General features: G+C 67.9%; 15 protein-coding genes. 7 read left to right on the top strand and 8 right to left on the bottom strand.

The window, feature by feature from the left end:
* Nucleotides 1-119 precede the first annotated feature (119 nt).
* Nucleotides 120-1,133: an adenosine deaminase gene (locus BIU82_RS12310; protein WP_070349750.1), complete on the bottom strand. Its 1,014-nt coding sequence runs from the start codon at nucleotides 1,131-1,133 to the stop codon at nucleotides 120-122.
* Nucleotides 1,134-1,221: 88 nt separating this feature from the next.
* Here BIU82_RS12310 and BIU82_RS12305 point away from each other — a divergent pair, with 88 nt between their 5' ends.
* The 3 genes from BIU82_RS12305 to BIU82_RS12295 all read left to right on the top strand — a co-directional run bounded on the left by BIU82_RS12305 (nucleotide 1,222) and on the right by BIU82_RS12295 (nucleotide 4,763).
* The gene (locus BIU82_RS12305) at nucleotides 1,222-2,790 is read left to right on the top strand and encodes an HNH endonuclease signature motif containing protein (protein WP_083292312.1); all 1,569 of its coding nucleotides are present in this window, start codon (nucleotides 1,222-1,224) and stop codon (nucleotides 2,788-2,790) included.
* 349 nt (nucleotides 2,791-3,139) lie between these two features.
* Complete coding sequence (locus BIU82_RS12300; RefSeq protein ID WP_070349749.1) at nucleotides 3,140-3,799, top strand: transglycosylase family protein; 660 nt, start codon at nucleotides 3,140-3,142, stop codon at nucleotides 3,797-3,799.
* 76 nt (nucleotides 3,800-3,875) lie between these two features.
* A complete protein-coding gene (locus BIU82_RS12295; RefSeq protein WP_070349748.1) occupies nucleotides 3,876-4,763 on the top strand; it encodes an MSMEG_6728 family protein in 888 nt (295 codons plus the stop codon).
* Nucleotides 4,764-4,781: 18 nt separating this feature from the next.
* Here BIU82_RS12295 and BIU82_RS12290 read toward each other — a convergent pair whose 3' ends face one another.
* The 3 genes from BIU82_RS12290 to BIU82_RS12280 all read right to left on the bottom strand — a co-directional run bounded on the left by BIU82_RS12290 (nucleotide 4,782) and on the right by BIU82_RS12280 (nucleotide 10,732).
* Entirely contained in the window at nucleotides 4,782-6,545 is a 1,764-nt protein-coding gene (locus BIU82_RS12290; protein WP_171906546.1) for a gamma-glutamyltransferase, read from the bottom strand.
* 248 nt (nucleotides 6,546-6,793) lie between these two features.
* A complete protein-coding gene (locus tag BIU82_RS12285; protein ID WP_070349746.1) occupies nucleotides 6,794-8,188 on the bottom strand; it encodes an OFA family MFS transporter in 1,395 nt (464 codons plus the stop codon).
* Nucleotides 8,189-8,314: 126 nt separating this feature from the next.
* A complete protein-coding gene (locus tag BIU82_RS12280; RefSeq protein ID WP_070349929.1) occupies nucleotides 8,315-10,732 on the bottom strand; it encodes a Tex family protein in 2,418 nt (805 codons plus the stop codon).
* Nucleotides 10,733-10,813: 81 nt separating this feature from the next.
* Between BIU82_RS12280 and BIU82_RS12275 the strand changes: the two genes are divergently transcribed.
* Nucleotides 10,814-11,110, top strand: coding sequence for a hypothetical protein (locus tag BIU82_RS12275; RefSeq protein WP_070349745.1), 297 nt, complete (start codon nucleotides 10,814-10,816; stop codon nucleotides 11,108-11,110).
* 22 nt (nucleotides 11,111-11,132) lie between these two features.
* On the opposite strand, the gene BIU82_RS12270 is transcribed toward BIU82_RS12275, so the two are convergent.
* Nucleotides 11,133-11,570, bottom strand: coding sequence for a CBS domain-containing protein (locus tag BIU82_RS12270; protein ID WP_070349744.1), 438 nt, complete (start codon nucleotides 11,568-11,570; stop codon nucleotides 11,133-11,135).
* Nucleotides 11,571-11,928: 358 nt separating this feature from the next.
* On the opposite strand from BIU82_RS12270, the gene BIU82_RS12265 reads away from it, so the two are divergent.
* Nucleotides 11,929-14,274, top strand: coding sequence for a hypothetical protein (locus tag BIU82_RS12265; RefSeq protein WP_070349743.1), 2,346 nt, complete (start codon nucleotides 11,929-11,931; stop codon nucleotides 14,272-14,274).
* A gap of 88 nt (nucleotides 14,275-14,362) precedes the next feature.
* Nucleotides 14,363-17,953 carry a TM0106 family RecB-like putative nuclease gene (locus tag BIU82_RS12260; RefSeq protein ID WP_070349742.1) on the top strand — a complete coding sequence of 1,197 codons (3,591 nt, stop codon included), beginning with the start codon at nucleotides 14,363-14,365 and terminating at the stop codon, nucleotides 17,951-17,953.
* On the opposite strand, the gene BIU82_RS12255 is transcribed toward BIU82_RS12260, so the two are convergent.
* From BIU82_RS12255 to BIU82_RS12245, 3 genes are all read right to left on the bottom strand, one after another.
* A complete protein-coding gene (locus BIU82_RS12255; RefSeq protein WP_070349741.1) occupies nucleotides 17,950-19,029 on the bottom strand; it encodes an alkene reductase in 1,080 nt (359 codons plus the stop codon). The two genes, BIU82_RS12260 and BIU82_RS12255, sit on opposite strands and share 4 nt — an antisense overlap.
* A gap of 184 nt (nucleotides 19,030-19,213) precedes the next feature.
* Nucleotides 19,214-20,269, bottom strand: a complete 1,056-nt coding sequence (locus BIU82_RS12250) for a 2,3-butanediol dehydrogenase (protein ID WP_070349740.1) — start codon at nucleotides 20,267-20,269, stop codon at nucleotides 19,214-19,216.
* Between the two features lie 14 nt (nucleotides 20,270-20,283).
* Nucleotides 20,284-22,074 carry an NAD(P)/FAD-dependent oxidoreductase gene (locus tag BIU82_RS12245; protein ID WP_070349739.1) on the bottom strand — a complete coding sequence of 597 codons (1,791 nt, stop codon included), beginning with the start codon at nucleotides 22,072-22,074 and terminating at the stop codon, nucleotides 20,284-20,286.
* Nucleotides 22,075-22,227: 153 nt separating this feature from the next.
* On the opposite strand from BIU82_RS12245, the gene BIU82_RS12240 reads away from it, so the two are divergent.
* Nucleotides 22,228-23,556, top strand: a complete 1,329-nt coding sequence (locus tag BIU82_RS12240) for a helix-turn-helix domain-containing protein (RefSeq protein WP_070349738.1) — start codon at nucleotides 22,228-22,230, stop codon at nucleotides 23,554-23,556.
* Nucleotides 23,557-23,565 lie beyond the last annotated feature (9 nt).

Below are 23,565 nucleotides of genomic sequence, written 5' to 3'. Positions count from 1 at the left end.
GGCGGGTAGTTGCATTTGCAGTTTGCCAAGTCTGTGTAAATTCCGGCCACTGCCGCGGGTTAACACCGTGTGTCGTGACCCACTGTTACGGGTTTCGCGGCCCAAGTGAGTGCGGGGTCTCAGCTGCGCACGTGCGCTGCGATTTCCCACGCCCGAATCTGGCCCAGCAGTTCAGCCTTCCGCGCGTCTGAGGCGAACGACGAGCGGATCGAGTTCGCGGCCAAGGCGGCCTGCTGGTGGGTGGTGAGGCCGTGGACGCTGCGGAGCTGGCTGAAGTTGTCGTCCACGTAGCCGCCGAAGTACGCGGGATCGTCCGAGTTCACGCTGACGTTCAGGCCGGCGCTGAGCATAGCGGGCAAGGGGTGGTCCGCGAGGGTATCCACGGCGCGCAGGCGGACATTGGACAGCGGACAAACGGTCAGAGGAACCTGGTCACGGACCAGGCGCTCCACCAAGGCGGCATCCTCCATGCAGCGGATGCCGTGGTCGATCCGTTCCACGCCCAGCAGGTCCAGGGAGTCGCTGATGTACTGCGCCGGGCCCTCCTCGCCCGCGTGCGCGATCCGGTGCAGTCCGGCCTCGGCGGCGCGCCGGTACAGGCGGACAAATTTCGACGGCGGATTGCCCACCTCAGCCGAGTCCAGGCCGATACCGGCGATCGGTGCGTTCATCGCCAGGAGCTGCTCAAGGACAGCCAGCGCGTCATCCTCCGGCAGGTCCCTCAGGAAAGCGGCAATCAGGAGCGTCGAGACGCCGAACTCTTCCTCCGACGTCGCGAGCGCCGAGGCCACACCATTCACGCAGGTCTCCAACGGAACCCCGCGGGAAACGTGCGCCTGCGGGTCCATCATGACCTCGACGTGCCGCACGCCGCCTTCCGCCGCGCGGGCCAGGTAGGCGCGGGTCATGTCCGCGAAATCCTGCTCGGTCTGCAGCACGGCCATGTTGGCGTAGTAGAGGTCCAGGAAGGACTGGAGGTCCGTGAATTCGTAGCGCGAGCGGAGCTCGTCCAGGTCCCCGTACGGCAGCTCGATGCCGTTCCGTTCCGCGAGGGAGAAGATCAGCTCCGGTTGGAGCGTCCCCTCGATGTGCAGGTGAAGTTCGGCGACCGGAAGCGCTGGGTTCGTATCCACCCGACAAGGCTAGCGGACAGCCGCCGGGTTTCACGGGTGCCCTTTTTGGGGTGCTTATTTTGTCGGTGGGTGGTGGCAGAGTCGGGTTATGGAGGCAATCGCGCAGTTGGGGCAGTGGAGGGACCGGTACCGGGTCCCGGTTTCTGCTGCGCTGGAAACGCTGCTGGATGATGCGCGTTCGCTGGCGGACACCGCGTTCGGGGACGTCGGCGGGCTTGGCCTGGATGTTGCCGCGTTGTTCGCCTCCCGGGTCGAGGAGCTCTCCCGGACGGTTGAGTACCTGCAGCTCGTCGCCGCCGGGCGCCTCGACCGGCTCAGGACCGAGGCTGCGGCGGCGCCGGAGAAGGCTCGCGCCGGGCGCGGATGGGTGACGGGATGGACCAGCAAGGACACCGACGACGGCGGCGCCAGCGGGCGGGCAGCGGCGCCACTTGGTGGGTCCGGGTCAGCCCGCGAAGCCGGGCCTGCGGGGCGGGCGGGGTTTGCGGGCGAGTTCCGCTCCACCACCGAGTACCTGCGCGTACTGCTGCGCATCAGCACCGGCGAAGCCAGGCGACGCCTCGCCCTCACCGAAACACTCCTCCCCCGCCAAGGGATCACCGGAGAACAGATCGAGCCCGTGCACCCGGCCCTGGCCACCACGGTGGCCTCAGGGACCGTCAGCACCCGCGCCGCCACCCTCATCACTCTCACCCTGGACAAAATCCCACGTTCCGTCCCCACGGAAACCGTCACCCGGGTGGAACAGGCCCTCACCTCCGCGGCCTGCGAGTACGACCCGGACTTCGTGGGCCGGCTCGCCCGACGCTGGCTCGACGGACTCGACCCCGACGGCACCGAACCCAGCGAAGAGGACCTCCGCCGTTTCCAAGGCGCCTTCATCCGCAAACCCAAAAACGGCCTCAACCACCTGGAAATCTTCGCCACCCAAGAGCAATACGAGAGCCTGCTCACCGTGATGAATGCCGCCACCAACCCACGCCTCACCCCGGACGGCTGTGGTGGTCCTGCCGCGCACCCTGATCACCCCAGCGGGGCTGGCGGGCTTCAGGGAGGTGGCCCGGGAAACCTGGACCGGCGCTCCCGGCCCCAAAAGCTCCTCGATGGCCTCATCGGAGCATGCCAATCTGCGCTGGCTTCCGGCGGCATTCCCGCCAACGGTGGCCTCCGGCCCCAGCTCATGGCCACCATCAACTACGAACAACTCTTCGAAAAAGTCACCGGCACGGGAAACAACAGCACCGGCACCTTCACTTTCACCGGCCCCGTCCCCGCCGCCACGCTCCGCAAACTCGCCTGCGACGCCGACATCATCCCCGCCGTCCTCGGCAGCGAAGGACAAATCCTGGACATCGGCCGAACGTCCCGGATCTTCCCGCCCCATATCCGCAAAGCCATCGCCGTCAGGGACCAGGGTTGCGCGTTCCCGGGATGCACCATGCCCGCACCCTGGTGCGAAGCCCACCACATCACCTACTGGTCACACGGCGGACCCACCAGCACGGACAACGGCACCCTCCTCTGCAGCCATCACCACCACCTCATCCACAAAGAACACTGGAAAATCACCATCAAAACCGGCATCCCCTGGTTCACCCCGCCACCCCACATCGACCCCCAACAAAAACCCCGCAGAAACCACTACTTCCGCTGCTGAGGCGCCGTCATTTCCTGATCGCCCAGGCCCCGCCGCACTGAGCCCTGCCCTCTCCCGGAAGAATCCTGGGAATTCTCTACACGAAACCCCGTAAGTTCGCCTGTCAAAAGTGCCTGATATTGATCTCGATTTGACAACGATTGAACGTATGGCCACCCTAGACAGGTGCCCATCCCCTCGGGCACGGTGTTGCAGCCTCTTGCTGCAGCTGGAATGCCGGGTGCTGCCACCACCTCTTCACTGTCCGAACGGCAGACACCGCAATGACCTCGATTCGTCAGAGGAGGACAGTGGTGCGTCGACGCCCGGGGACGGGCAGAGCACGAGGTGGCCTTCGGGAGCATCAACCATGACCAAGAACACCCTCCGTACTTCCGCACGCGCCGGTTTTGCTGTTCTCGCCGTAACCGCCGCCGGCATGGGCTTCACCGCCACAAGTGCGAACGCCGCAACCTCCACCACCGTCTGGGACCAGCTTGCCCAGTGCGAGAGCGGCGGCAACTGGAGCATCAACACCGGCAACGGCTTCTCCGGCGGCCTGCAGTTCACCCCGTCAACCTGGGCGGCCTACGGTGGCACCGGCGCACCTGAGAACGCCACCCGCGAACAGCAGATCGCCGTGGCCGAACGTGTCCAGGCCGGCCAGGGCTGGGGCGCCTGGCCTGCCTGCTCGGCCCAGCTCGGACTGAGCGGTTCCCCCGCAGCCGTCGCCCCGGCCGCCGCGGCACCTGCCGCCCCGCAAGTCCAGGTCCAGGCACCGGTCCAGCAGTACGTTCCGGCCGAAACGGCCCCGGTCCAGGCTGCTCCGGCGCAGGCAGCCCCGCGCCACGTGGCCACGGTCCCGCTGAGCGGTGAAAAGTACACCGTCAAGAGCGGCGATACCCTCAGCAAGATCGCCGAGCAGCTCAAGATCCCTGGCGGTTGGGAACTGCTGGCAGACGCCAACGCGGACACCATCGCAGATCCGAACCTGATCTTCGTGGGCCAGGTCCTGAACCTTCCGGCCTAGTCAATCCGGCACTCCGCGGGGCGGGGCCGGTCCATCCAAGTTGGTGATGGACCGGCCCCACCCGCAAACTAAAGGGATGCAGACCTTCCTCCCCTTCCCCGATTTCACGCAGAGCGCCGCCGCCCTGGACACCGACAGGCTCGGCAAGCAGCGCGCCGAGGTCCTGCAGATCCTGCGCACCCTGGTCATCCCGGAGTTCGGCCGCACCAGCCACCCGGCCATCCGCATGTGGATGGGCCACGTTCCCGCCCTCACCCTGTACGGCCTGGCCATGATCGACGAGTGGGAATCCCGCGGCAACCCGGACAAGCTCCGCGCCGACATCACCGAATTCGCACCGCAGGCCGCGCACCCCGATTACGCCGCCAAAATCCCCATGCCCAGCTGGCTCGGCGAACCCGACCTGCACCTGAGCCACCGTTCCAAGCTGCTCCAGAAAGACGCCGCTTTCTACGGCGAGGCCTTCGCCGGAACCCCCACCGGCCTCGGCTACGTCTGGCCCGAACCCGCCATGGACCTGGTCCCGGAAGATCCCGAAGAGGACTTCCTGTGGGTGGTCCGCTCCGCCCACACCGGAACCGACCCCGAAAAGATCCGCACCGTGGGCCTGCCCGCGGTCGGCAAGGCTGCGGCACACAACGAAACGGCCGCCGTCGGGACCTCCGAAGATGGCGCCCCGGCCGCAAAGGAACCGCAGCGGGCAGTGAAGAAGCCCACCGCCCGACGCAAGCGCCAGGAAGAAATTTTCCGCACCCTGCCGGGCAAGACCCCGGTACTGATCCCGCTCGAGGACGGCCGCACGCTGGCCCTCGGCAAGCTGGTGGGCCGCCCGATCACGCTGGAGGACGGCCGCTTCGGCCGCAACTTCGAGCTCGACCAGGTGGTGGAACGCGCCGACCTCCCCAACCCCGCGCTGATGCAGGACCCGCGGATCTTCTTCCCGATCTCGGACCCGGAATTCTAGGCCCGGCGCGCCAAGCCGCTACCGCCCGGCGGCGTACCCCTGTGCGCCGCGGGGGTTCGCGGCGGCCTGCAGTATCCCGGTGCGGGGATCGCGGACGACGGCGGACAGCCGTCCCAGCGCCCAGTCGCCGGCGCGGGTGATCCGGTGTCCGCGGCGTTCCAGTCCTGCGATCACCCCGTCTCCCAGCCGGTCCTCGACGACGGCGCCGCCGGGCTCCCAGGTACGCGGCCAGAATGAGCCGGGCATGGAGGTGGTGTGGAAGGCGGGCGCGTCGATTGCCTGCTGCGGCGAGTACCCGCCCACGATGGTCCGCAGCAGGTAGAGCAGCTGCCATTGGTCCTGCTGGTCACCTCCGGGCGACCCCAAAGCCACGACTGCCGCGCCGTCCCTCAGCACGAGCGTGGGTGTGAGGGTGGTGCGCGGCCGCTTACCCGGCGCCAAAGCGGACGGCGATCCGGGTTCCAGCCAGCTCGTCTGCAGCCGGGTGCCCAGGCAGAATCCAAGCTCCGGAATCGCAGGCGAGGACTGCAGCCAGCCGCCGGACGGCGTGGCCGAAACCATGTTGCCCCAGCGGTCCACCACGTCCACGTGGCAGGTATCGCCCCGGGTTTCCCCGGACGGCGGGACGGTCGGTTCACCGGTTCCCGCCGCCGACGCACCTGCGGTGCTCTGCGCTTCGGTACGCAGTTCCGGAATGTACGGTTCGTACCCGGGAACGCGACCGGGCCGGAATTCATGGGACGCGGTCTCCGTGATGAGCGCCCGCCGGGAAGCCGCGTATTCCGGTGACAGAAGCACGTCCAACGGCACGCCGCCGTCGCCGTAGTAGGCTTCGCGGTCCGCGAGCGCGAGCTTCATGGCCTCAAGGATGGTGTGGGCGCCGAGCTCGGTGGACGGGTCCAGGCGCTCGTCGTCGAAGCCGTCCAGGATCGCAAGCGCCTGCAGCAACGCGGGCCCCTGTCCCCACGGCCCGGTCTTCGCGATGGTGTGGCCACGGAAGTCCAGCGTGGCCGCGGTCTCGTAGCTTGCGGTGAACGCGGCCAAGTCCGCGCTGTCCAGCACGCCCCGGTGGTCCGTGCCAGTGGAGTGCCGGTGCGGCTGCCGTACGGACTCCGCCACCGCCCGCGCCACGAAACCTTCGCGCCATTCCCGGCGGGCGGCGTCGATCCTTTCCTCCCGGCTGTGCGCCGCGGCGCCGCCGGCTTCGCCCAGCCCCGCACCCGCCTGGACCAGCCGCTGGAGCGTGCGGGCGTAGGCCGCATTGGTGACCAGTTCCCCCGGCTCCGGGATGCGGCCGTCCGGCATCCACAGCGCGGCCGACGCCGGCCAGTGCTCCCGGAACAGCTCGGCCACCGAGGCGATGGTGGACACCACCCGCCCCAACACGGGATGGCCGTCCCGAGCGTAGTGGATGGCGAAGTCCAGGACCTCGGCGATTTCCCAGCTCCCGTGGTCGCGCAGCAGCAGGAGCCAGGCGTCGACGGCGCCTGGAACCGCGGCGGCCAGCGCACCCGATCCGGGCACCAGGCTGAGCCCTTCCGCGCGGAAGTGTTCCACGGTGGCCCCTTGCGGAGCGGGCCCCTGCCCCATCAGGACCGTGGCCTGTCCGGGCTCGACGGCGGTGCTGAAGATCCCGGTCATGTCGCCGCCGGGGCCGTTCAGATGAGGTTCCACCACATGGAGAACGAAGGCGGCGGCCGTTGCGGCGTCAAAGGCGTTGCCTCCACGTTCCAGCACCGCCTGCGCCGTGGCCGTCGCCAGCCAGTGCGTGGAGGCCACCATGCCGAAGGTGCCCTGGAGCGTAGGCCGGGTGGTGAACGCGCCGGGTTCAGTGAAGGTACTGGGCTGGCTGGAGGTTCCGGGCTTCGCGAAGCTCATTGCCACACTGTAGGCGCGTCCGACCCCGCCGGCGGGGAGACCCGCGGCCTCAGCCGAAGAGCGCCGCCACCCGGGTGAGCGTCTGGATGATGCCGTAGAGCAACGGGATTCCCACGATCGACCATCCGAATGCCAGTTTCAGCGGACTCATCTCAGGCCTCCATCGCGGGTTCTTCGGTACGGACAGCGCCCGGCCGGGGTTCGTGGAAACGGGCGTCAACAGGCTTGACCAGCAGGTTCGCCACAAAGCCGAGCACCAGCAGCCCCACCATGGTGAGCAGCGCCGGCTGGTACGCTCCGGCGTCGAGCTTTCCGGGTGTCCCCTGGGCGTCGAGGAAGGCGTTGACGATCAGCGGACCGGCGACGCCGGCGGCAGACCACGCGGTCAGCAGCCGGCCGTGGATGGCCCCCACCTGGAAGGTGCCGAAGAGGTCGCGCAGGTACGCCGGCACGGTGGCGAAGCCGCCGCCGTAGAAGGAGATGATGACGAAGGCCAGGAGCACGTAGAGCGCCGTGGTGGCCGAACCCGCCAGGGCCAGCACCGTGTACAGCACCGCGCCGACGCCCAGGTACACCATGTAGATCCGCTTGCGTCCCGTGACGTCCGAGGTGGCGGACCAGGCGAAGCGGCCGGCCATGTTGCCGATCGACAGCAGGCCGACGAAACCGCTGGCGACGGCGGCACTCACCAGGGAGACGCCGTCGGACTGCCGGAAGAAGTCCTGGATCATGGGCGCGGCCTGTTCGAGGATGCCGATGCCCGCGGTGACGTTGCAGAACAGCACGATCCAGACCAGCCAGAACTGCTTGGTCTTGATGGCGTTGGCGGCCGAGACGTTGTCCTTGGTGACGAGGGTGGCCGCCTTGACCTTGGAGGGGTCGAAGCCTGCGGGCTTCCAACCGTCGGCCGGAACTTTCACCGTGAGCGCACCGAACACCATGTACGCCAGGTAAACGAGGCCGAGGGTGAGGAAGAGCTTGCCCACCGCGTCTCCGCTGGCCACCCAGTTGGGCGCGTCCGAGCCGGGATCGTAGAGCTTGAGCAGTGCGGTGGACACCGGGCTGGCCATCAGGGCGCCGCCGCCGAAGCCCATGATCGCCATGCCGGTGGCCAGACCCGGGCGGTCCGGGAACCACTTGATGAGCGTGGAGACGGGCGAGATGTAACCGATGCCCAGTCCGATGCCGCCGATGAATCCGTAGCCGAGGTAGACGAGCCAGAGCTGCCCGCTGAAAATACCAAGCGCTCCGAGCAGGAAGCCGCCCACCCAGAACATCGCGGAGGTGAACATGGCCTTGCGGGGCCCGTTGCGGTCCACCCAAGTGCCCATGACGGCCGCCGACAATCCCAGCATCACGATCGCGATCGAGAAAATCACGCCGATCTCGGTCAAGCTGGCATTGAAGTGCTTCACCAGGGCTGTCTTGTAGACGCTGGTGGCGTAGACCTGGCCGATGCACAGGTGCACCGCGAGCGCTGCCGGAGGCACCAGCCAGCGGTTGAACCCCGGCGGGGCAATGGTGCGGTCGCGGTCCAGCCAGTTCATGTTCGTCCTCCCCAACAAGGTTCGCCCCGTGACCTCATTGCCCCGGCGCCCTCCGGCCATTATTCGGCCGGAGGGCGCCGGCGGGGAGCGGAAAGCGACGAGCGGTAGGAAATCAGCGACGAACGGCTATTTCGCCAGGCCTGCCCTGCGCAGGGCGTCCGCGAGCGCGGTGTCGGCGGCCGGGGCCGGCCGGGCCTGGCCGCGCTGCTGCTGGTTCTGTCCGCGCTGCTGGCTCTGCGGCCCGCGCCGATCCTGTCCGCGCCGTTCCGGCCCGCGCCGATCCTGTCCCCGCCGTTCCTGTCCCCCGGCACCCGCCGCACGTCCGCCCGGAACTGCCGCGTCGTCGTCGAGCCTCAGGGTCAGCGAGATGCGCTTCCGCTCCGGATCGGCTTCGAGGACCTTCACTCGCACCACCTGCCCGGACTTCACCACTTCGCGCGGATCAGAGACGAACTTGGTGGACATCGCGGAAACGTGCACCAGCCCGTCCTGGTGCACCCCGACGTCCACGAACGCCCCGAACGCGGCCACGTTGGTGACCGTGCCTTCCAGGATCATGCCCGGAACCAGGTCGGAGATCTTCTCGACGCCCTCGGAGAAACTCGCGGTCACGAAGGCAGGGCGCGGATCCCGGCCGGGCTTTTCGAGTTCGGCCATGATGTCCCGCACAGTGGGAACACCAAAGGCTCCGTCTACGAAGTCCTGCGGGTCCAGGGTGGAAACGGGCGCCCCGGAAGCCGCGGCCAGGATCTTCCGGGCCACGGAGTACGCCTCGGGGTGCACGCTGGAGGCGTCCAGCGGTTCGGCTCCCCCGGTAATCCGCAGGAAGCCGGCGCACTGCTCGAAGGCCTTGGCACCCAGGCGCGGCACCTTCTTCAGCTCGGAACGCTTGGCGAAAGGCCCGTTCTCATTGCGGTAGGCCACGATGTTCTCGCTCAGCAGCGGGCCCACGCCGGCCACCCGGCTCAGCAGCGCGGGCGAAGCGGTGTTGAGGTCCACGCCGACGGCGTTCACGCAGTCCTCCACCACGGCATCCAGCGAGCGGTCCAGCTTCGCGGCGGTGACATCGTGCTGGTACTGGCCCACGCCGATCGACTTGGGTTCGATCTTCACCAGTTCCGCCAGCGGGTCCTGCAGGCGCCGGGCGATCGAAACGGCTCCGCGCAGCGAGACATCCATGCCGGGCAGTTCCGCGGCGGCCAGCGCGGACGCCGAGTACACGGACGCCCCGGCCTCGGACACCACCAGCTTCTGCAGTGCCGGCCCGCCGGAGGCCTTGACGGCCTTGATCAGTTCACCGGCAAGCTTGTCCGTTTCGCGGGAGGCGGTGCCGTTGCCGATCGCCACGAGTTCGACGCCGTGCTGCGCCACCAGCCGCGACAGGCTCGCCAAGGCGTCGTCCCACTTCTTCATGGGTGCGTGCGGGTAGACCGTGTCCGTGGCCACCACCTTGCCGGTGCCGTCGACGACGGCCACCTTCACGCCCGTACGCAGCCCCGGGTCCAGGCCCAGTGTGGCGCGGTTGCCGGCGGGCGCGGCGAGGAGGACGTCGCGGAGGTTGGCGGCGAAGACGCGCACGGCCTCGTCCTCGGCCTGGGCGAACAGCCGCCCGCGCAGGTCGTTGGCCAGGCGGTCCAGGATCCTCGAACGCCAGGCGATCTGGGCGGTCTGCATGAGCCAGCTGTCGGCGGGCCGGCCGCGCTCTGCGACCCCGAGGCAGGCGGCCACAGCGTTCTCGTAGCGGGTGCGCGCGGCGGCCAGGGCGTCGTCGTCGGCGGGTTCTGCCTCGGCGAGCTGCAGCTCCAGCACGTCTTCCTTTTCGCCGCGCAGCAACGCGAGCACCCGGTGACCGGGCATCTTCGCGGGCAACTGGGAGAACTCGAAGTAGTCCTTGAAGTTCTGGCCCTGGGCTTCCATGCCCTTCTTCACCCGGGACACCATGCTGCCCTGGGTCCACAGCCGTTCGCGGAGGGTTTCGGCGAGGTCCGCGTCCTGGGAGACGCGCTCCACCAGGATGGAGCGGGCACCGGCGAGCGCTGCGGCGGCGTCGTCAATGGAGTGCTCGCTGTTGAGGTACTTGGCGGCCTCGGCCTCGGGGCTGAGCTCCGGGTTGGCCAGCAGTGCGTCGGCCAGCGGTTCCAGGCCTGCCTCCCGGGCGATCTGCGCCTTGGTGCGGCGCTTGGATTTGTAGGGCAGGTAGATGTCCTCGAGCCGGGACTTGGTGTCCGCGCCGACGACGGCGGCCTCCAGTTCCGGAGTCAGCTTGCCCTGGGCGGCGATCGCCTCCAGGATGGTCCGCTTGCGCTCTTCGAGTTCCCGCAGGTACCGCAGCCGTTCCTCCAGCTGGCGGAGCTGGGTGTCGTCCAGGGTGCCGGTCACTTCCTTCCGGTAGCGGGCGATGAACGGAACGGTGGAGCCGGCGTCGAGGAGTTCGACGGCGGCCCTGACCTGCCAGGCTTTGACGCCGAGTTCTTCGGCGATTGTGGCGTGGATGGCGGCCTCGGGCGAGGCGGTGTTTGCGGTACCGGGAGGAATCTGAGTCACCAAGACAGTTTGCCCTACCGAAAGCAGCACACGCGTGCTGTAGTGGGAGGACTCTGTGGAGCCGCGAGGAAGGGGCACACCATGCAGGAACTGCTCGTCATCCTGCAGGACGGGTTCGACGGCGATGACGTCACCATCACGGTCAACGGCAAGGAAGCCCACCGCGAACCGGAGGCGTCCACCAAAATGCTGCTGGGCATGGCCGCCGAAATCTCCGTGGAGCTGCCGGCGAAAGGGGCGACGGTCGGCGTCGAGATCCCGTCCCGGGAACTGTCCGCGGACATCACGGTGCACGGCCGGCCGAAGAGCGTCCTCGCCTCGGTGGAGGACGGGGAGCTGGTGCTGCGCGAAGGCACCGGCCGCGAGGCGTTCCTCTAGGCCCGGTGCCTTCCTGCTTTCCTTAGCCCATGGGCGTCATCGGAGTCCTGGCGGACACGTGCTCCACCAGTTCGCCGACGCGCTGTTCGGTGTAGTTCCGGGCGATATCGCCCTGGCTGATGATGCCCACCAGCTTGTGGTCGGTGATGACCGGGAGGCGGCGTACCTGGTGCTTCTCCATCAGGTCGATCGCGGCATCGACGCTCGCGTCGGCGTCGATCCAGATTGGCGTGCCCTCGGCTAGCTCGGATGCCTTCACATCGGCCGGCATTCCGCCTTCGGCGACGCACTTGACCACGATGTCGCGGTCCGTGATGACGCCTTTCAGCTTGCCGTCATTGCCGCAGATCGGCAGGGAACCACAGTCCAGATCGCGCATCATCACGGCCGCTTCCTGCAGCGACTGGCCTTCCTTCACGCATTGGGCATTGGTGGTCATGAATTCGCGTACAACACTCATGAGTCCTCCTTGATCGATTGGTATCGACGCGGACCCCCCTCGGCACCGACGCCGATGATGCCAGCCTACGCCTGGGCGGGCCCGGGGGAACCCTGGTCTAGCCCACCATTTCAATAGTCCAATCGCTGGAGTATTGTTCCCCTTGTCTGTTCTACTACTTGGTTGCTTCACGGATTCCGGGCGCGGGCCACATTCTTCAAGGCTGGGATTCACAACGCACTCGCACCGCCCGCCCCGCTCCGTCTTTCCGCCGGCCCCTCCACGGCGCCGCCCCACGGGCATTACGCCCGCCGCGCCGCCCTGCCGCCCCGGCGAACGCCTCTTTGAAGCCGCGCTTGAGCGAGAAAGAACCACCGCCATGGACACCCCCAACAGTCCTTATCCGTCCTACGCCCCTGTCCCGGACAGCCCCGTTCCGGTGCCGCTGCCGCCGTCGCCGCTTAACAGCCCCGTTCCGGGAGCGGGCCCGACGCCGGCACCCGGCCCCCTGCCCGGCCCCGCCCCGTTGCCTGGCCCGGTTCCCTTCCCGCCGCCGGGGCCACTGCCCCTGCCGCCCGAGCAGGACTGGTGGCGCTGCTGGCGGAACGCCGCCGTCAGCGGACGCTACGAAGGACGCCAGGCCGGCACTTCCTTGATCGGCAAGTCCCTGGACCTTCGCCTGGACGTGGACCGCCGCAACAACGCCGAATCGCCCATCCTGAACAAGGTCAGCGGCGACATTTACACCACGCGCTACGCCCGGGTGGGCGGCCGCTTCCAGCTGGTCACCAGCTACCTGGAGTCCTGGATCGTGGACAACCCCGTGGTCACGTGGTCGCATTGCCGGGTGCGGATCAGCGGCACGGTCCGCTACTGGCAGGGCGTGCACCCGCCCACCACGGTGGAGATTTCCGTGGGCTGGTTCCTGGGCGCCATCAACCCGGCCACCGTGGTCTTCACCGTGGGCGGCACCCCGGAGGCGGCGTACACCTGCGCGTACCGTTCCGATTGCTTCCGCAGGGTGAACCTGGAAATGGATTTCTGCAGCTCGGTGGACGTGGACCCCAAGACGCCGTCCTACAACACCCACAGCCACAACAACCGCCCCGCGGACCTGGCCGAACGCACCCTGGACCTGGAAACCACGTACCGGGATGCCGGGGTGGATGTACGGATCGACTCCGTGCACACCGTGATTGACGACAGTGCCCCGGCCTTCGTCTCCTGGAACGTCGGCGAACTGCACGATGCCATGGAAACGTCCTTCAGCCGTTTCACGTCCTCGTGGCCGGCCTGGAACCTCTGGGGAATGCAGGCCGGGTTGTTCGACAGCGCCGGTGTGGGCGGCATCATGTTCGACGCCGCCGCCGGCTTTGGCGGGGCGGGCCGCGGCCCCGAACGGCAGGGCTTCGCCGTGTTCCGCAACCACTCCTGGTTCACCAACCTGGTGGCCGGAGTAGCCGCCACCCAGGCGCAGGCCTGGGCCCAGCGCCACTACCTGTACACCTGGGTGCACGAGGCCGGGCATGCCTTCAACTTCCTGCATTCCTGGGACAAGGCCCGCCCGGATTCGCTGTCCTGGATGAACTATGACTGGCGCTACGACCAACGCAACGGCGCGGACCAGTTCTGGGCGAACTTCCGCTTCCGTTTCGACGACGACGAACTGCTGCACATGCGCCACGGCGACCGCGCCTCGGTGATCATGGGCGGCGATCCGTGGTCCTCGGGCGGGCACCTCGAATCGCCGCCCGGCGCCATGACGGTGTCCGGCCCGGACAGCGACGTGGAACTGACCGTGACCGGCAAAAACCACTTCGACTTCATGGAGCCCGTGGCGCTGGAATTCCGGCTGCGCAACCTCAGCGACGCCCCGGTCACCGTGGACCGCCGCCTGGATCCGCGCTACGGAAACACCACCGTGTATGTGCAGAAACCCAACGGCACCACGGTGCTGCACGAATCGGTGGTCTGCTACTACGGCATCCCGGAGCCGGTGACACTTGGCCCGGCGGTGGAGGCCGGCGGCACGGAAGGCGAGGACCGGTACAGCGAACTGGTCCAGCTGGCCTACAGCACGGGCGGCTTTGTGTTCGACGAGCCCGGGCAGTACCTGGTGCGCGTGGTGTACGGCAGCGAAGGCGTGGTGCAGGTATCCAACACCTTCGCGCTGCGCGTGGGCTTCCCCGTCACCAAGGAAGAGGACCGTTTCGCCCCGGACTTCTTCCGCCGCGAAGTCGGGCTCACCCTCGCCTTCGAAGGCTCCATGTCCCCCTACCTCAGCAAGGGGCTGGATGCCCTCACGGAAGCAGCCGAGCGGTTCAGCGGCGAGCCTTTGGGCGTGAAGGCGGCCACCGCCGTCGCGCAGTCCATCGGTGACGACTTCTACCGGCGCGAGGACAGCACCCTGGTCAAGGCGCACAGCGCGGACCCGGAACGGGCCCTGGCCCTCACCGATCCCGGCCTGCAGCGTTACCGGGAGTCCGCGACGCCGTCGGGCAACCTCGCGTACCGCGAACTGGTGCAGTTCCGCACCGGCCTGCACCTGGCCGCCGATGACGCAGCCGCCGCGAACAGCGAGGTCGAAACGCTGGCGAAGGACCTGGGCGAGCGCGGCGCCAACCCGGCCGTCGTGGCCCAGGTGCGGGAACTGATGCCGCTCGCGGCGGAGAAACCGGGCGGTACGGCAGCGAAGGCACGCCGGTCTCCGCGGAAACGGAGCTGAGCAGTTGATCGGTTGACCCGGCGTCGCACGATATTGTCAGCCCCCGCTGATAGCTTGGCTTCAACAATCAAGCCGCATTGGGGGCGCCATGTTCTTCCTCGACGCCGGGGCTTCCGCTGAGCCTCAGGAGCTGGTTTTTTCTGCCAGTGACCTCGTCATCGCTGCCACGTGCGAGTACCAGGTCCTGCGGAAACTGGATGAGAAGCTCGGCCGCAGCGCCCCGGCGGAGTTCGCGAAGGATCCCATGTTGGACCGCGCTGCCACACTCGGCGATGTCCACGAGCACAAGGTGCTGGATGAGTTCATCGCGGAGTTCGGCAGCTGGGATCCGGCGACCGGGCGTGGCGTGTACGACGTCGTTCCCGCCAAGGCGATGGACCGCGCCACCCTGCAGGCCAAGCACGTGGAATCGATCGGTGCGCTCCGGGCCGGGGCGGATGTCGTCTTCCAGGCCGCGTTCTTCGACGGGCAGTTCCACGGCCGCTCGGATTTCCTCGTGAAGCGGGCCGGGAACAGCTACGCCGTGTTCGACTCCAAGCTGGCCCGGCACGCCAAGGTGACCGCCCTGCTGCAGCTGGCCGCCTACGCCGAACAGCTCCTCAAGGAAGGCATCACCCCGGATCCCACGGTCACGCTGGTCCTGGGCAACGGGGTCCACAGCAACCATGTCCTGGCGGACATCCTGCCGGTGTTCCGCGAACGCCGGGACCGTTTCCTCGCCATGACCGCCGGGCATATCGCCGACGCCGGCCCGGTGGAATGGGGAGATCCGCGGTACTCCGCCTGCGGGCGCTGCGACTACTGCGCCGAACAGGTCCAGCTGCACCGGGACCTCCTGATGGTGGCGGGCATGCGCGTGAACCGGCGCAAGAAACTGATCGAATCCGGAATCACCACCATCGACCACCTGGCCGCCGCGCCGCCGGACGGTGATGCCACCTACCGGCGCCTCCGCGAACAGGCCCGGCTCCAAACCGGCACGGGACTGGCCGACGGCACGGTCCATTACACGGACAAGGCCGGCGAGGCGAAGGCCGTGAGCTACACCGTGTTGCCGGACAACACCCTGGACCGGCTCCCCGCGCCCGATCCCGGGGACATCTTCTTCGACTTCGAAGGCGATCCCCTATGGCAGGACCCCGCCGGCGTATGGGGCATCGAGTACTTGTTCGGCGTGGTTGAAAATCCTTCTGTTCCTGGAGGAGAACCTGTGTTCCGGCCGTTCTGGGCGCATTCACGGGCGGAGGAAGGGCAGGCCTTCCGCGACTTCCTGGATTACGTTGCCGAGCGCCGCACGAAGTATCCCGGGATGCACATCTACCATTACGCGGCCTACGAAAAGACGGCGCTGCGGAAGCTGTCCCTGAGCCATGTCACCGGCGAGGCCGCGGTGGACGAACTCCTGCGCGACGGCGTGCTGGTGGACCTCTACGACACCGTCCGCCACAGCCTGCGCATTTCCGAGAACTCGTACGGCATCAAGAAGCTGGAACCGCTGTACATGGGTGAACACCTGCGCTCCGGCGACGTCACCGACGCCGGAGCTTCCGTGATCGCCTACGCAAACTACTGCACGGCACGGGACACCGGCCACCCGGAGGAGGCCGCGGCCATCCTGGCCAGCATCTCCGACTACAACGAGTACGACTGCCTCTCCACCCTCGAGCTCCGGAACTGGCTCCTCGGGCTGGCAGCGGAACGGGCCAGCACCGTGGGCGGCGGTGCGGTTTCCGTTCGGGAAGCCGCGGTGGCTTCACCTGCGGAAGATACAGACCGCTACGAGGCAGCTCCGGAGGAAACAGCGCTCCTGGACTATCTGGCCGCGCTTCCAGGTGAAGACCAGCTCTCCGACGACGCCCGGGCCATTGCCTTGGTGGCTGCGGCGGTCGGGTACTACCGCCGTGAAGACAAGCAGTATTGGTGGGGCCATTTCGACCGCTTGGACAAGCCGGCCTCGGAGTGGGAAGACACCCGGGATGTGTTCGTCGCCGAGCATGCCGAGGTGGTCCAGGACTGGGCCAAGCCCACGCCGCGCAGCAACCCCGCCCGGACGGTCCGGCTGGTGGGCCGTGCTGCGGAGGGTTCCGATTTTTCGCCCGGACGGACGTTCTTCCGGATGTACGGCCCTCCCCTGCCCCCATGCCTGCAGGAGAAGGACGATGCTGCCGGCCTGTTCTCGGCGCTGGGCCGCTCCGGCTGGACGGGTACGGAGGTGGTGGACAGCGGCGAATCGGACGGGCAGGAGTTCGTGGTCATCACCGAGCGGCTCCCACGCGGCGCCGAGGAGTTCTCCGAACTTCCCATCGCATTGACCCCGGACCGGCCGATCCCCACCGACGGGCAGAAAGCCTCCTTGTCCAGGCTCGCCGTCGAGCTGAGGGACGCACTGCCCGGGTGGCCCGGCAATCCCTCCTTGGACCTCTTGCGCCGCCGGCCGCCTCGGCTGCGGACGCTCTCTGCATTGCCGGCGGTGGTTGATGGCCCTGACGGGTACGTCGACGCCATCACGGAGGCGGTGGCGGACCTCGACCGTTCCTGCCTCGCCGTCCAGGGTCCGCCCGGAACGGGCAAGACCCACGTGGGGTCGCATGTGGTGGCCCGCCTCGTTTCGCGGGGCTGGAAGGTGGGCGTGGTTGCCCAGTCGCACGCCGTCATCGAAAACATGCTGTGCGCCGCGGTACTCAAGGCCGGCGTCGATCCCTCACTGGTCGCGAAGGAAGTGAAGCACAACGATCCTCTGCCCTGGCAGCAGCGCGGCAAGTCCGACGTCGAACGCCTTCTGGCGGAACCCGGCGGCGCGCTGATCGGCGGCACCGCCTGGACCATGACAGGCAACGGCGTTCCCGAAGGTTCCCTGGACCTGCTGGTCATCGATGAAGCCGGGCAGTTCTCGCTGGCCAACACCATGGCAGTCAGCCGGGCGGCAAAGCGGCTGCTCCTGCTGGGTGACCCGCAGCAATTGCCGCAGGTCACCCAGGGCAAGCACCCGGAACCAGTGGACGAATCAGCCCTCGGCTGGTTGTCCCAGGGCCATCACACCCTGCCGCCGGAGCTCGGCTACTTCCTGGCCACCTCGTGGCGGATGCACCCCGAGCTGTGCGCAGCAGTGTCCGAGTTGTCCTACGATGGCCGCCTCCGCGCTGCTCCTGCGGCCGCGGCGCGGCACCTCGAAGGGCTGCCGCCCGGCGTCGGCTGCGTGTACGTGCCGCACCGCGGAAACTCGACCACATCACCCGAAGAAGCAGCCGAGGTGGTCCGGCAGGCTCGGGCGCACCTTGGGCTCGCCTGGCAGCACTCCGCGGAAGGCGAGGGCCCCCGGCCGCTCACCAGCCAGGACATCCTGGTGGTCGCCGCCTACAACGCCCAGGTCCAGCTCATCCGGCACAGCCTGCGCGACGCCGGGCTGGACGACGTCCGTGTGGGCACCGTGGATAAGTTCCAGGGCCAGGAAGCGCCGGTCGTCATCGTGTCCATGGCGGCGTCCGCCGCAGCGGAGGTGCCGCGCGGCATGGAGTTCCTGCTCTCCCGGAACCGGATCAACGTGGCGGTATCGCGCGGGCAGTGGCGCGCCGTCGTCGTCCGCTCACCGGAGCTGAGCAACTACCTTCCCGCCCACCCGGAAGGCCTGGAGCAGCTGGGCGGCTTCATCGGCCTGTGCCGGAGGGCGGGCGGGAACTAGTTGGCGGATGCCTCGTAGAACGGGTAATCCGTGTAGCCTTCGGGGCCTTCGCCGTAGAAGGTGGACGGATCCATCTCGTTGAGCGGCAAGCCGTCGCGCCAGCGGCGCACCAGGTCCGGGTTGGCGATGGCCGGGCGGCCCACCACCACGGCGTCGGCATGCCCGCCGGCCACCAGCTCGATGGCTTCCTCCCGGCCGGTGACGCTGGCGAAGCCAGTGTTCACCAGGAAGGTGCCCTTGAAGCGTTCGCGAAGGTCCTGCACCAAGGCGCCCTTGGGCTCGTGGTGGAGAATGCTCAAGTACGCCAGCTTGAGCGGGGCAATCGTGTCCACCAGCACCTCATAGGTGGCGCGGACGTCGGCCGGGTCCGTCTCCTCGATCTGCTGCACAGCGTGTTCCGGGGAAATCCGGATGCCCACGCGGCTGGCGCCAAGGGCTTCGACCACAGCCTGCACGGTTTCGATCACGAAGCGTGCACGGTTCTCCGGGGAGCCGCCATAGCTGTCCGTGCGGATGTTGGTGTTGGGTGCCAGGAATTCGTGCAGCAGGTAACCGTTGGCGGAATGGAGTTCGACGCCGTCGAACCCTGCCTCGATGGCGTTCCGCGAGGCGGTGACGATTTCCTGGATGACCACGGGAAGTTCCTCGGTGCGCAGTTCGCGCGGCACGGGGTGGGGCTGCTTGCCGTTCGGGGTGCGGACCTCGCCGTCGATCGCGACGGCGCTCGGCGCCACGATCTCGTCGCCTCCGGTGATGTCCGGATGGGACACGCGTCCGCCGTGCATGATCTGGGCGAAGATGCGGCCGCCCTCGGCGTGGACGGCGTCGGTGACCTTCTTCCAGCCGGCGATCTGCTCATCGGTGACCAGGCCCGGCTGCCCGGGGTAGGACTGTCCGGCCGGAGTCGGGTAGGTGCCCTCGCTGACAATCAGGCCAAGCGAGGCGCGCTGGCGGTAGTGCTCCACGAGCAAGGGGCCGGGAATGCCCTGCTGGCCTGCGCGGACGCGGGTCAGGGGTGCCATCACCAGGCGGTTGGGGATTTCCAGCTCGCCGACGGTCAGGGGTGAGAACAGCATGCGCAGGACCTTTCACACGGGATTCGTTTCCGATGTGGGCAACTACCGCGCGCTTGCAACTATTCCGGGTGTGGTGCGGATCATGGGGCGCAATCACCTCGGCCTTCGTTGCGCAGGCGGGCTGCCTGCGCAACGAAGGCCGGGTTCACAGCGCCACAGCGCCGCGCCGCCACCGAAGCACCGGCTACGGGTGAACGATGATCTTCACCGCGGTGTCGTTGTGGTTGATCAAGGTATCGAAGCCTTCATCCACCAGGTCCTCCAGCACGATCCGCCCGGTGATGAACGGCTTGAGGTCCACCTTCCCGTCCTGCACCAGGCGGATGGCGGCGGCATGGTCCCCGCGGTAGGCGATGGTCCCGCGGAGGTCGATCTCCTTCAGGACAATCTTCTGCATGTCCACCGTGGCGGGCCGTCCCCAGATGGATACGTTCACCACCACGCCGGCCGGCCGGACGACGTCGAGCATGGTGTCCAGCACGGCATTCACCCCGGCACATTCGAATGCCGCGTCCGCCCCGGCGCCGTCCGTCAGCTCCAGGACCCGCGCCGCGACATCGTCCTGCGAGGGGTCGAGGACGTGGTCCGCGACGCCGGAGCTGCGGGCCTTTTCCTTCCGTGCCGTCGACAGCTCGGTGAGGATGGTGGTGATGCCCAGGCCCTTGAGGACGGCGGCGGTGAGCAGGCCGATCGGCCCGGCGCCCCCGACGACGGCGACGTCACCGGCCGTGAGCTCCGCCCGCGAGACGGCATGGTACGCCACGGAGAGGGGCTCGATCAGGGCGGCTTCGTCCAGGGGGATGTCCCCCACCGGGTGCACCCAGCGGGCATCCACCACAATCTTTTCGCTGAGGCCGCCACCGCCGCCGGCCAGGCCGATGAATCCCATCCTGGTGCACAGGTTGTAGTTCCCGGCTTTGCAAGGCCCGCATTCGTCGCAGACAAAATAAGGCTCCACCACCACGCCGTCTCCCACGGCGAGGCCCGTGACGCCTTCGCCGAGTTCCTCGACCACCCCTGAGAACTCGTGCCCCATGGTCACCGGGAGGTCCTCCCCGGCCAGCGGGTGCGGATGGCCGGGATGCGGAATGAAGATGGGACCTTCCAGGAATTCGTGCAGGTCGGTACCACAGATTCCACACCAGGCGACGGCGATTTTGACCGCGCCCGGCCGGATCTCCGGCTCCGGAATGTCCTCCACGCGCAGGTCCTTCTGCCCATGGAAACGTGCCGCTCTCATAACAGTTCCCCCTTTCAGCGCGTGTGGTGGGAGGGCTGGAGCTCGTATACCGGCGTGGGCAGCCCCTCCATGCGGGCCTTGAGCTGCAGCGCCAGGTAGTTCGAGTAGTGCCTGCTCTGGTGCAGGTTGCCGCCGTGGATCCAGAGGTTCTCCACGTTGGTGGGCTTCCACATATTGCGCAGTTCGCCCTCCCAGGGCCCCGGGTCCTTGGGGGTATCCGAGCCGAAGCCCCAACACTTGCCCACTTTGTCCGCAACCTCGGGCGAGACGAGGTCGGCCAGCCAGGCATTCATGGAGCCGTAGCCCGTGGCGTAGACGATCACGTCCGCTTCAAGCTCGGTGCCATCGGCCATGACCACGGCGTTGCCGGTGATCTTCTCGACCTGGCCGGATGCCAGCTTCACCCGGCCGTCGATGATCAGCTGGGATGCGCCTACATCGATGTAGTAGCCGGAGCCGCGCCGCAGGTACTTCAGGAACAAGCCGGAACCGTCGACGCCGAAATCCAGTTCAAAGCCGGCAGCCTCAAGCTGCGAATAGAACTCCGCGTCCCGCTTGGCCATCTCCTGGTACACGGGAACCTGTGCCTCGGGCAGGATGCGGTACGGCAGGGACGCGAAGAGCAGGTCCGCCTTCTCCGTGGTCACCCCGTTGGCGAGCGCCCGTTCGGAGTAGAGGTCGCCGAGGGCCAGGTCCATCAGGGATTCGCTGCGGGCGATGTGCGTGGAGGAGCGCTGCACCATGGTGACGTCCGCGCCGTGCTCCCACAGGTCCGCGCAGATGTCGTGGGCCGAGTTGTTGGAGCCGATCACCACCACCTTCTTGCCCGTCCAGTCTCCACCGCCCGGGTGCTTGGACGAGTGGTACTGCTCCCCCAGGAAGGATTCGGCGCCGTCGAACACGGGAACGTTCGGGTAACCGGACACGCCCAGCGCGAAGACCAGTTGCTTGGGGCGCAAGGTGACGGGCTCGCCGTCGCGGATTACCTGGACCACCCACTCCCGGGCGTCCTCATCCCAGCGGGCATTGGTGCATTCGGTGCTGCTCCAATAGTTCAGCTCCATGATGCGGGTGTAATGCTCCAGCCAGTCCCCGATCTTGTCCTTGGCGGCGAAGACCGGCCAGTCGTCCGGGAACTTCAGGTACGGCAGGTGGTCGTACCAGACGGGGTCGTGCAGGTGCAGGGACTTGTACCGGTTCCGCCAGGAGTCGCCGGGCCGGGCGTTCTTTTCCACGATGATCGTGGGCACCCCGAGCCTGCGGAGCCGCGCCCCCAGGCCGATGCCGCCCTGGCCGCCGCCAATGATCACGGTGTACGGCTGCTCCTCGTAGCCGAGCCGTGCTTCCTGTTCTTGCTTGCGTTCCAGCCAGGATTTGCGGCCCTTCTCGATCCGGTGGGCCACGCCCTGTTCACGGTTGGGGCCCTTTCTCTCTTCGAAGCCCTTGAGTTCCTGCATGGTGGTCAGCAACGTCCAGCATTTGCCGTTGCGCAGCCGCAGGTGGGCGTGGCCCCTGGCCTGGGCGGTTTCGAAATTCACCCAGGCTTCGGTGGCGGCGGCATCACCGGTGGCGTCCTCGGCGAGGGTCCAATTGCTTGGTTGTACGTCGCCGAGCGTAGCCCCGAGCATGCGCTCGATTTCGGCCTTGCCTTCCATCGTCTTGAGGTTCCAGGTGAAGGACACGAAGTCGCGCCAGTACGGTTCGTCGTCGAACAGTTCCAGGACGGCCCCGGTGTTGTTGCTGCGCAGCGCCTCATCGAACTGCGCCAGCCAGGCCGCGGCTACGGCGTTTGCGGTTTCAGGCATCTCTCCTCTTTCCATCGCTGACCGTGGGATCCGGCGGGTCGGGAGCGTGACCCGCATCACAAGTAGACGCGGCCGGGGGTTACAATCGGGTTGCACCGGATCCGCGGCATCCGCGGACGGCAGCAATCCATTCAAGGGCGAAGGAGTTGGCGCATGGGCACTATGCCGGCCGCCGACCCCACCCTGCGGTTCTCGGCTCCGCGCGAATACGCCAAGGCCCTGCGCAATGCCCACGACGCAACGTTGTCCGGCGCCCCGGATCCTGCTTTCACGCCGTCGTTGCTGGAATCGTGGAAGCGTTCGCTCGCGCTGGGCATCAACCCCGAAGAGCACCGGCCCATCCATCGCCATGACGTTGCGGAGGCCCGGGCCATCGGCCGGGAGCACCGGCTGGCCGCCGTGGTCCCGGCACTGTCCCAGCTTTTGGCGGACGAATCCGCGGCCGGGCGGCACTTGTTGATCGTCACCGACCACCACGGGGAGGTCCTCTGGCGGCTCGGCAGCAGTTCCGCGCTGCGTCAGGCGGATTCCCTGGAGTTCGTCGAGGGCGCCGATTGGTCCGAGGCAGGAATCGGCACCAACGCGATCAGCGAAGCCCTTGTCACCGGGGACGCCGCGCAGTTGTTCTCGGCCGAACACCTGGTCCGCACCCATCACGAATGGGCATGCACCGCAGCCCCCATCCGCGATCCCTTGAGCGGCGAACTGCTCGGGGTCCTGGACGTGTCCGGCCCCATCGATTCCGTCACCCCGGACAGCCTGCGGATGGTGCGCTGCGGCGTGCGCCTCGCGGAGGAACTGCTCCGCTCAGCGGGCGCGCCGAAAGGCCCAGGCCGGGCCGCCGTCGGGCATTCGGGAGGAGCCGGGCATTCGGGAGCAGCCGGGCGGCCTGCGTCAACGCTGTTCCTGCGGCTTTTGGGTGACAAGCCGACGGCGGAGCTCGACGGCGGCAGAACAGTTCCGGTCACGCTGCGGCGGGCGGAGATCCTGGCGCTGCTGGCGTCCAGGAGCCAGGGCTGGAGCGCTGAGGAGCTCGCGTACCAGCTGCATGGCGAGGATGGCGCTGCGGCGACGATCCGCACGGAAATGCACCGGATCCGGGCTTCCCTCGGCCAGCTGGTGGAGCCGAACCCGTACCGCTTTGCCGAGAACGTGCAGGTGGTTTCCGACGCCGGGCTGGTGGCCGGGCACCTGCGTGCCGGACGGATCCGCGAGGCCCTGGCGTCCTACACAGGGCGGCTGCTCAACCGCTCAACCACCTTGGCCGTCGAGCTCATGCGGGACGAGCTCGACCAGGCCGTAGCGGCGTCGGTGCGTTCGAGCGGGGACCCCGGGCTGATCGCCCAATGGTGCGCCACGGACATGGGCCACGGCGACTCGGAAGCGGCACGGGAACTGGCGCGGCTCGCGGTGCCCGGCGATCCCCGTTTCGAACTGGCCCGGGCCAGGCTGGAACGGCTCGACCGCGAACTCGGGGCCTAGGGCCGCAGG

It is taken from the genome of Arthrobacter sp. SW1 (genome assembly GCF_001766675.1).
In the GTDB taxonomy this organism is placed as follows: Bacteria; Actinomycetota; Actinomycetes; order Actinomycetales; family Micrococcaceae; genus Arthrobacter.
Note: the sequence above shows the minus strand (reverse complement) of the source record. Positions and strands in the feature narration are given on the sequence as shown.

Bases quoted from the DNA above. Each gene is read 5' to 3' on its own strand.
- BIU82_RS12305 (WP_083292312.1), top strand. From the start codon at position 1,222: ATGGAGGCAATCGCGCAGTTGGGGCAGTGGAGGGACCGGTACCGGGTC.
- BIU82_RS12300 (WP_070349749.1), top strand. From the start codon at position 3,140: ATGACCAAGAACACCCTCCGTACTTCCGCACGCGCCGGTTTTGCTGTT.
- BIU82_RS12295 (WP_070349748.1), top strand. From the start codon at position 3,876: ATGCAGACCTTCCTCCCCTTCCCCGATTTCACGCAGAGCGCCGCCGCC.
- BIU82_RS12290 (WP_171906546.1), bottom strand. From the start codon at position 6,545: ATGGTGGCCTCCACGCACTGGCTGGCGACGGCCACGGCGCAGGCGGTG.
- BIU82_RS12285 (WP_070349746.1), bottom strand. From the start codon at position 8,188: ATGAACTGGCTGGACCGCGACCGCACCATTGCCCCGCCGGGGTTCAAC.
- BIU82_RS12275 (WP_070349745.1), top strand. From the start codon at position 10,814: ATGCAGGAACTGCTCGTCATCCTGCAGGACGGGTTCGACGGCGATGAC.
- BIU82_RS12270 (WP_070349744.1), bottom strand. From the start codon at position 11,570: ATGAGTGTTGTACGCGAATTCATGACCACCAATGCCCAATGCGTGAAG.
- BIU82_RS12265 (WP_070349743.1), top strand. From the start codon at position 11,929: ATGGACACCCCCAACAGTCCTTATCCGTCCTACGCCCCTGTCCCGGAC.
- BIU82_RS12260 (WP_070349742.1), top strand. From the start codon at position 14,363: ATGTTCTTCCTCGACGCCGGGGCTTCCGCTGAGCCTCAGGAGCTGGTT.
- BIU82_RS12255 (WP_070349741.1), bottom strand. From the start codon at position 19,029: ATGCTGTTCTCACCCCTGACCGTCGGCGAGCTGGAAATCCCCAACCGC.
- BIU82_RS12250 (WP_070349740.1), bottom strand. From the start codon at position 20,269: ATGAGAGCGGCACGTTTCCATGGGCAGAAGGACCTGCGCGTGGAGGAC.
- BIU82_RS12245 (WP_070349739.1), bottom strand. From the start codon at position 22,074: ATGCCTGAAACCGCAAACGCCGTAGCCGCGGCCTGGCTGGCGCAGTTC.
- BIU82_RS12240 (WP_070349738.1), top strand. From the start codon at position 22,228: ATGGGCACTATGCCGGCCGCCGACCCCACCCTGCGGTTCTCGGCTCCG.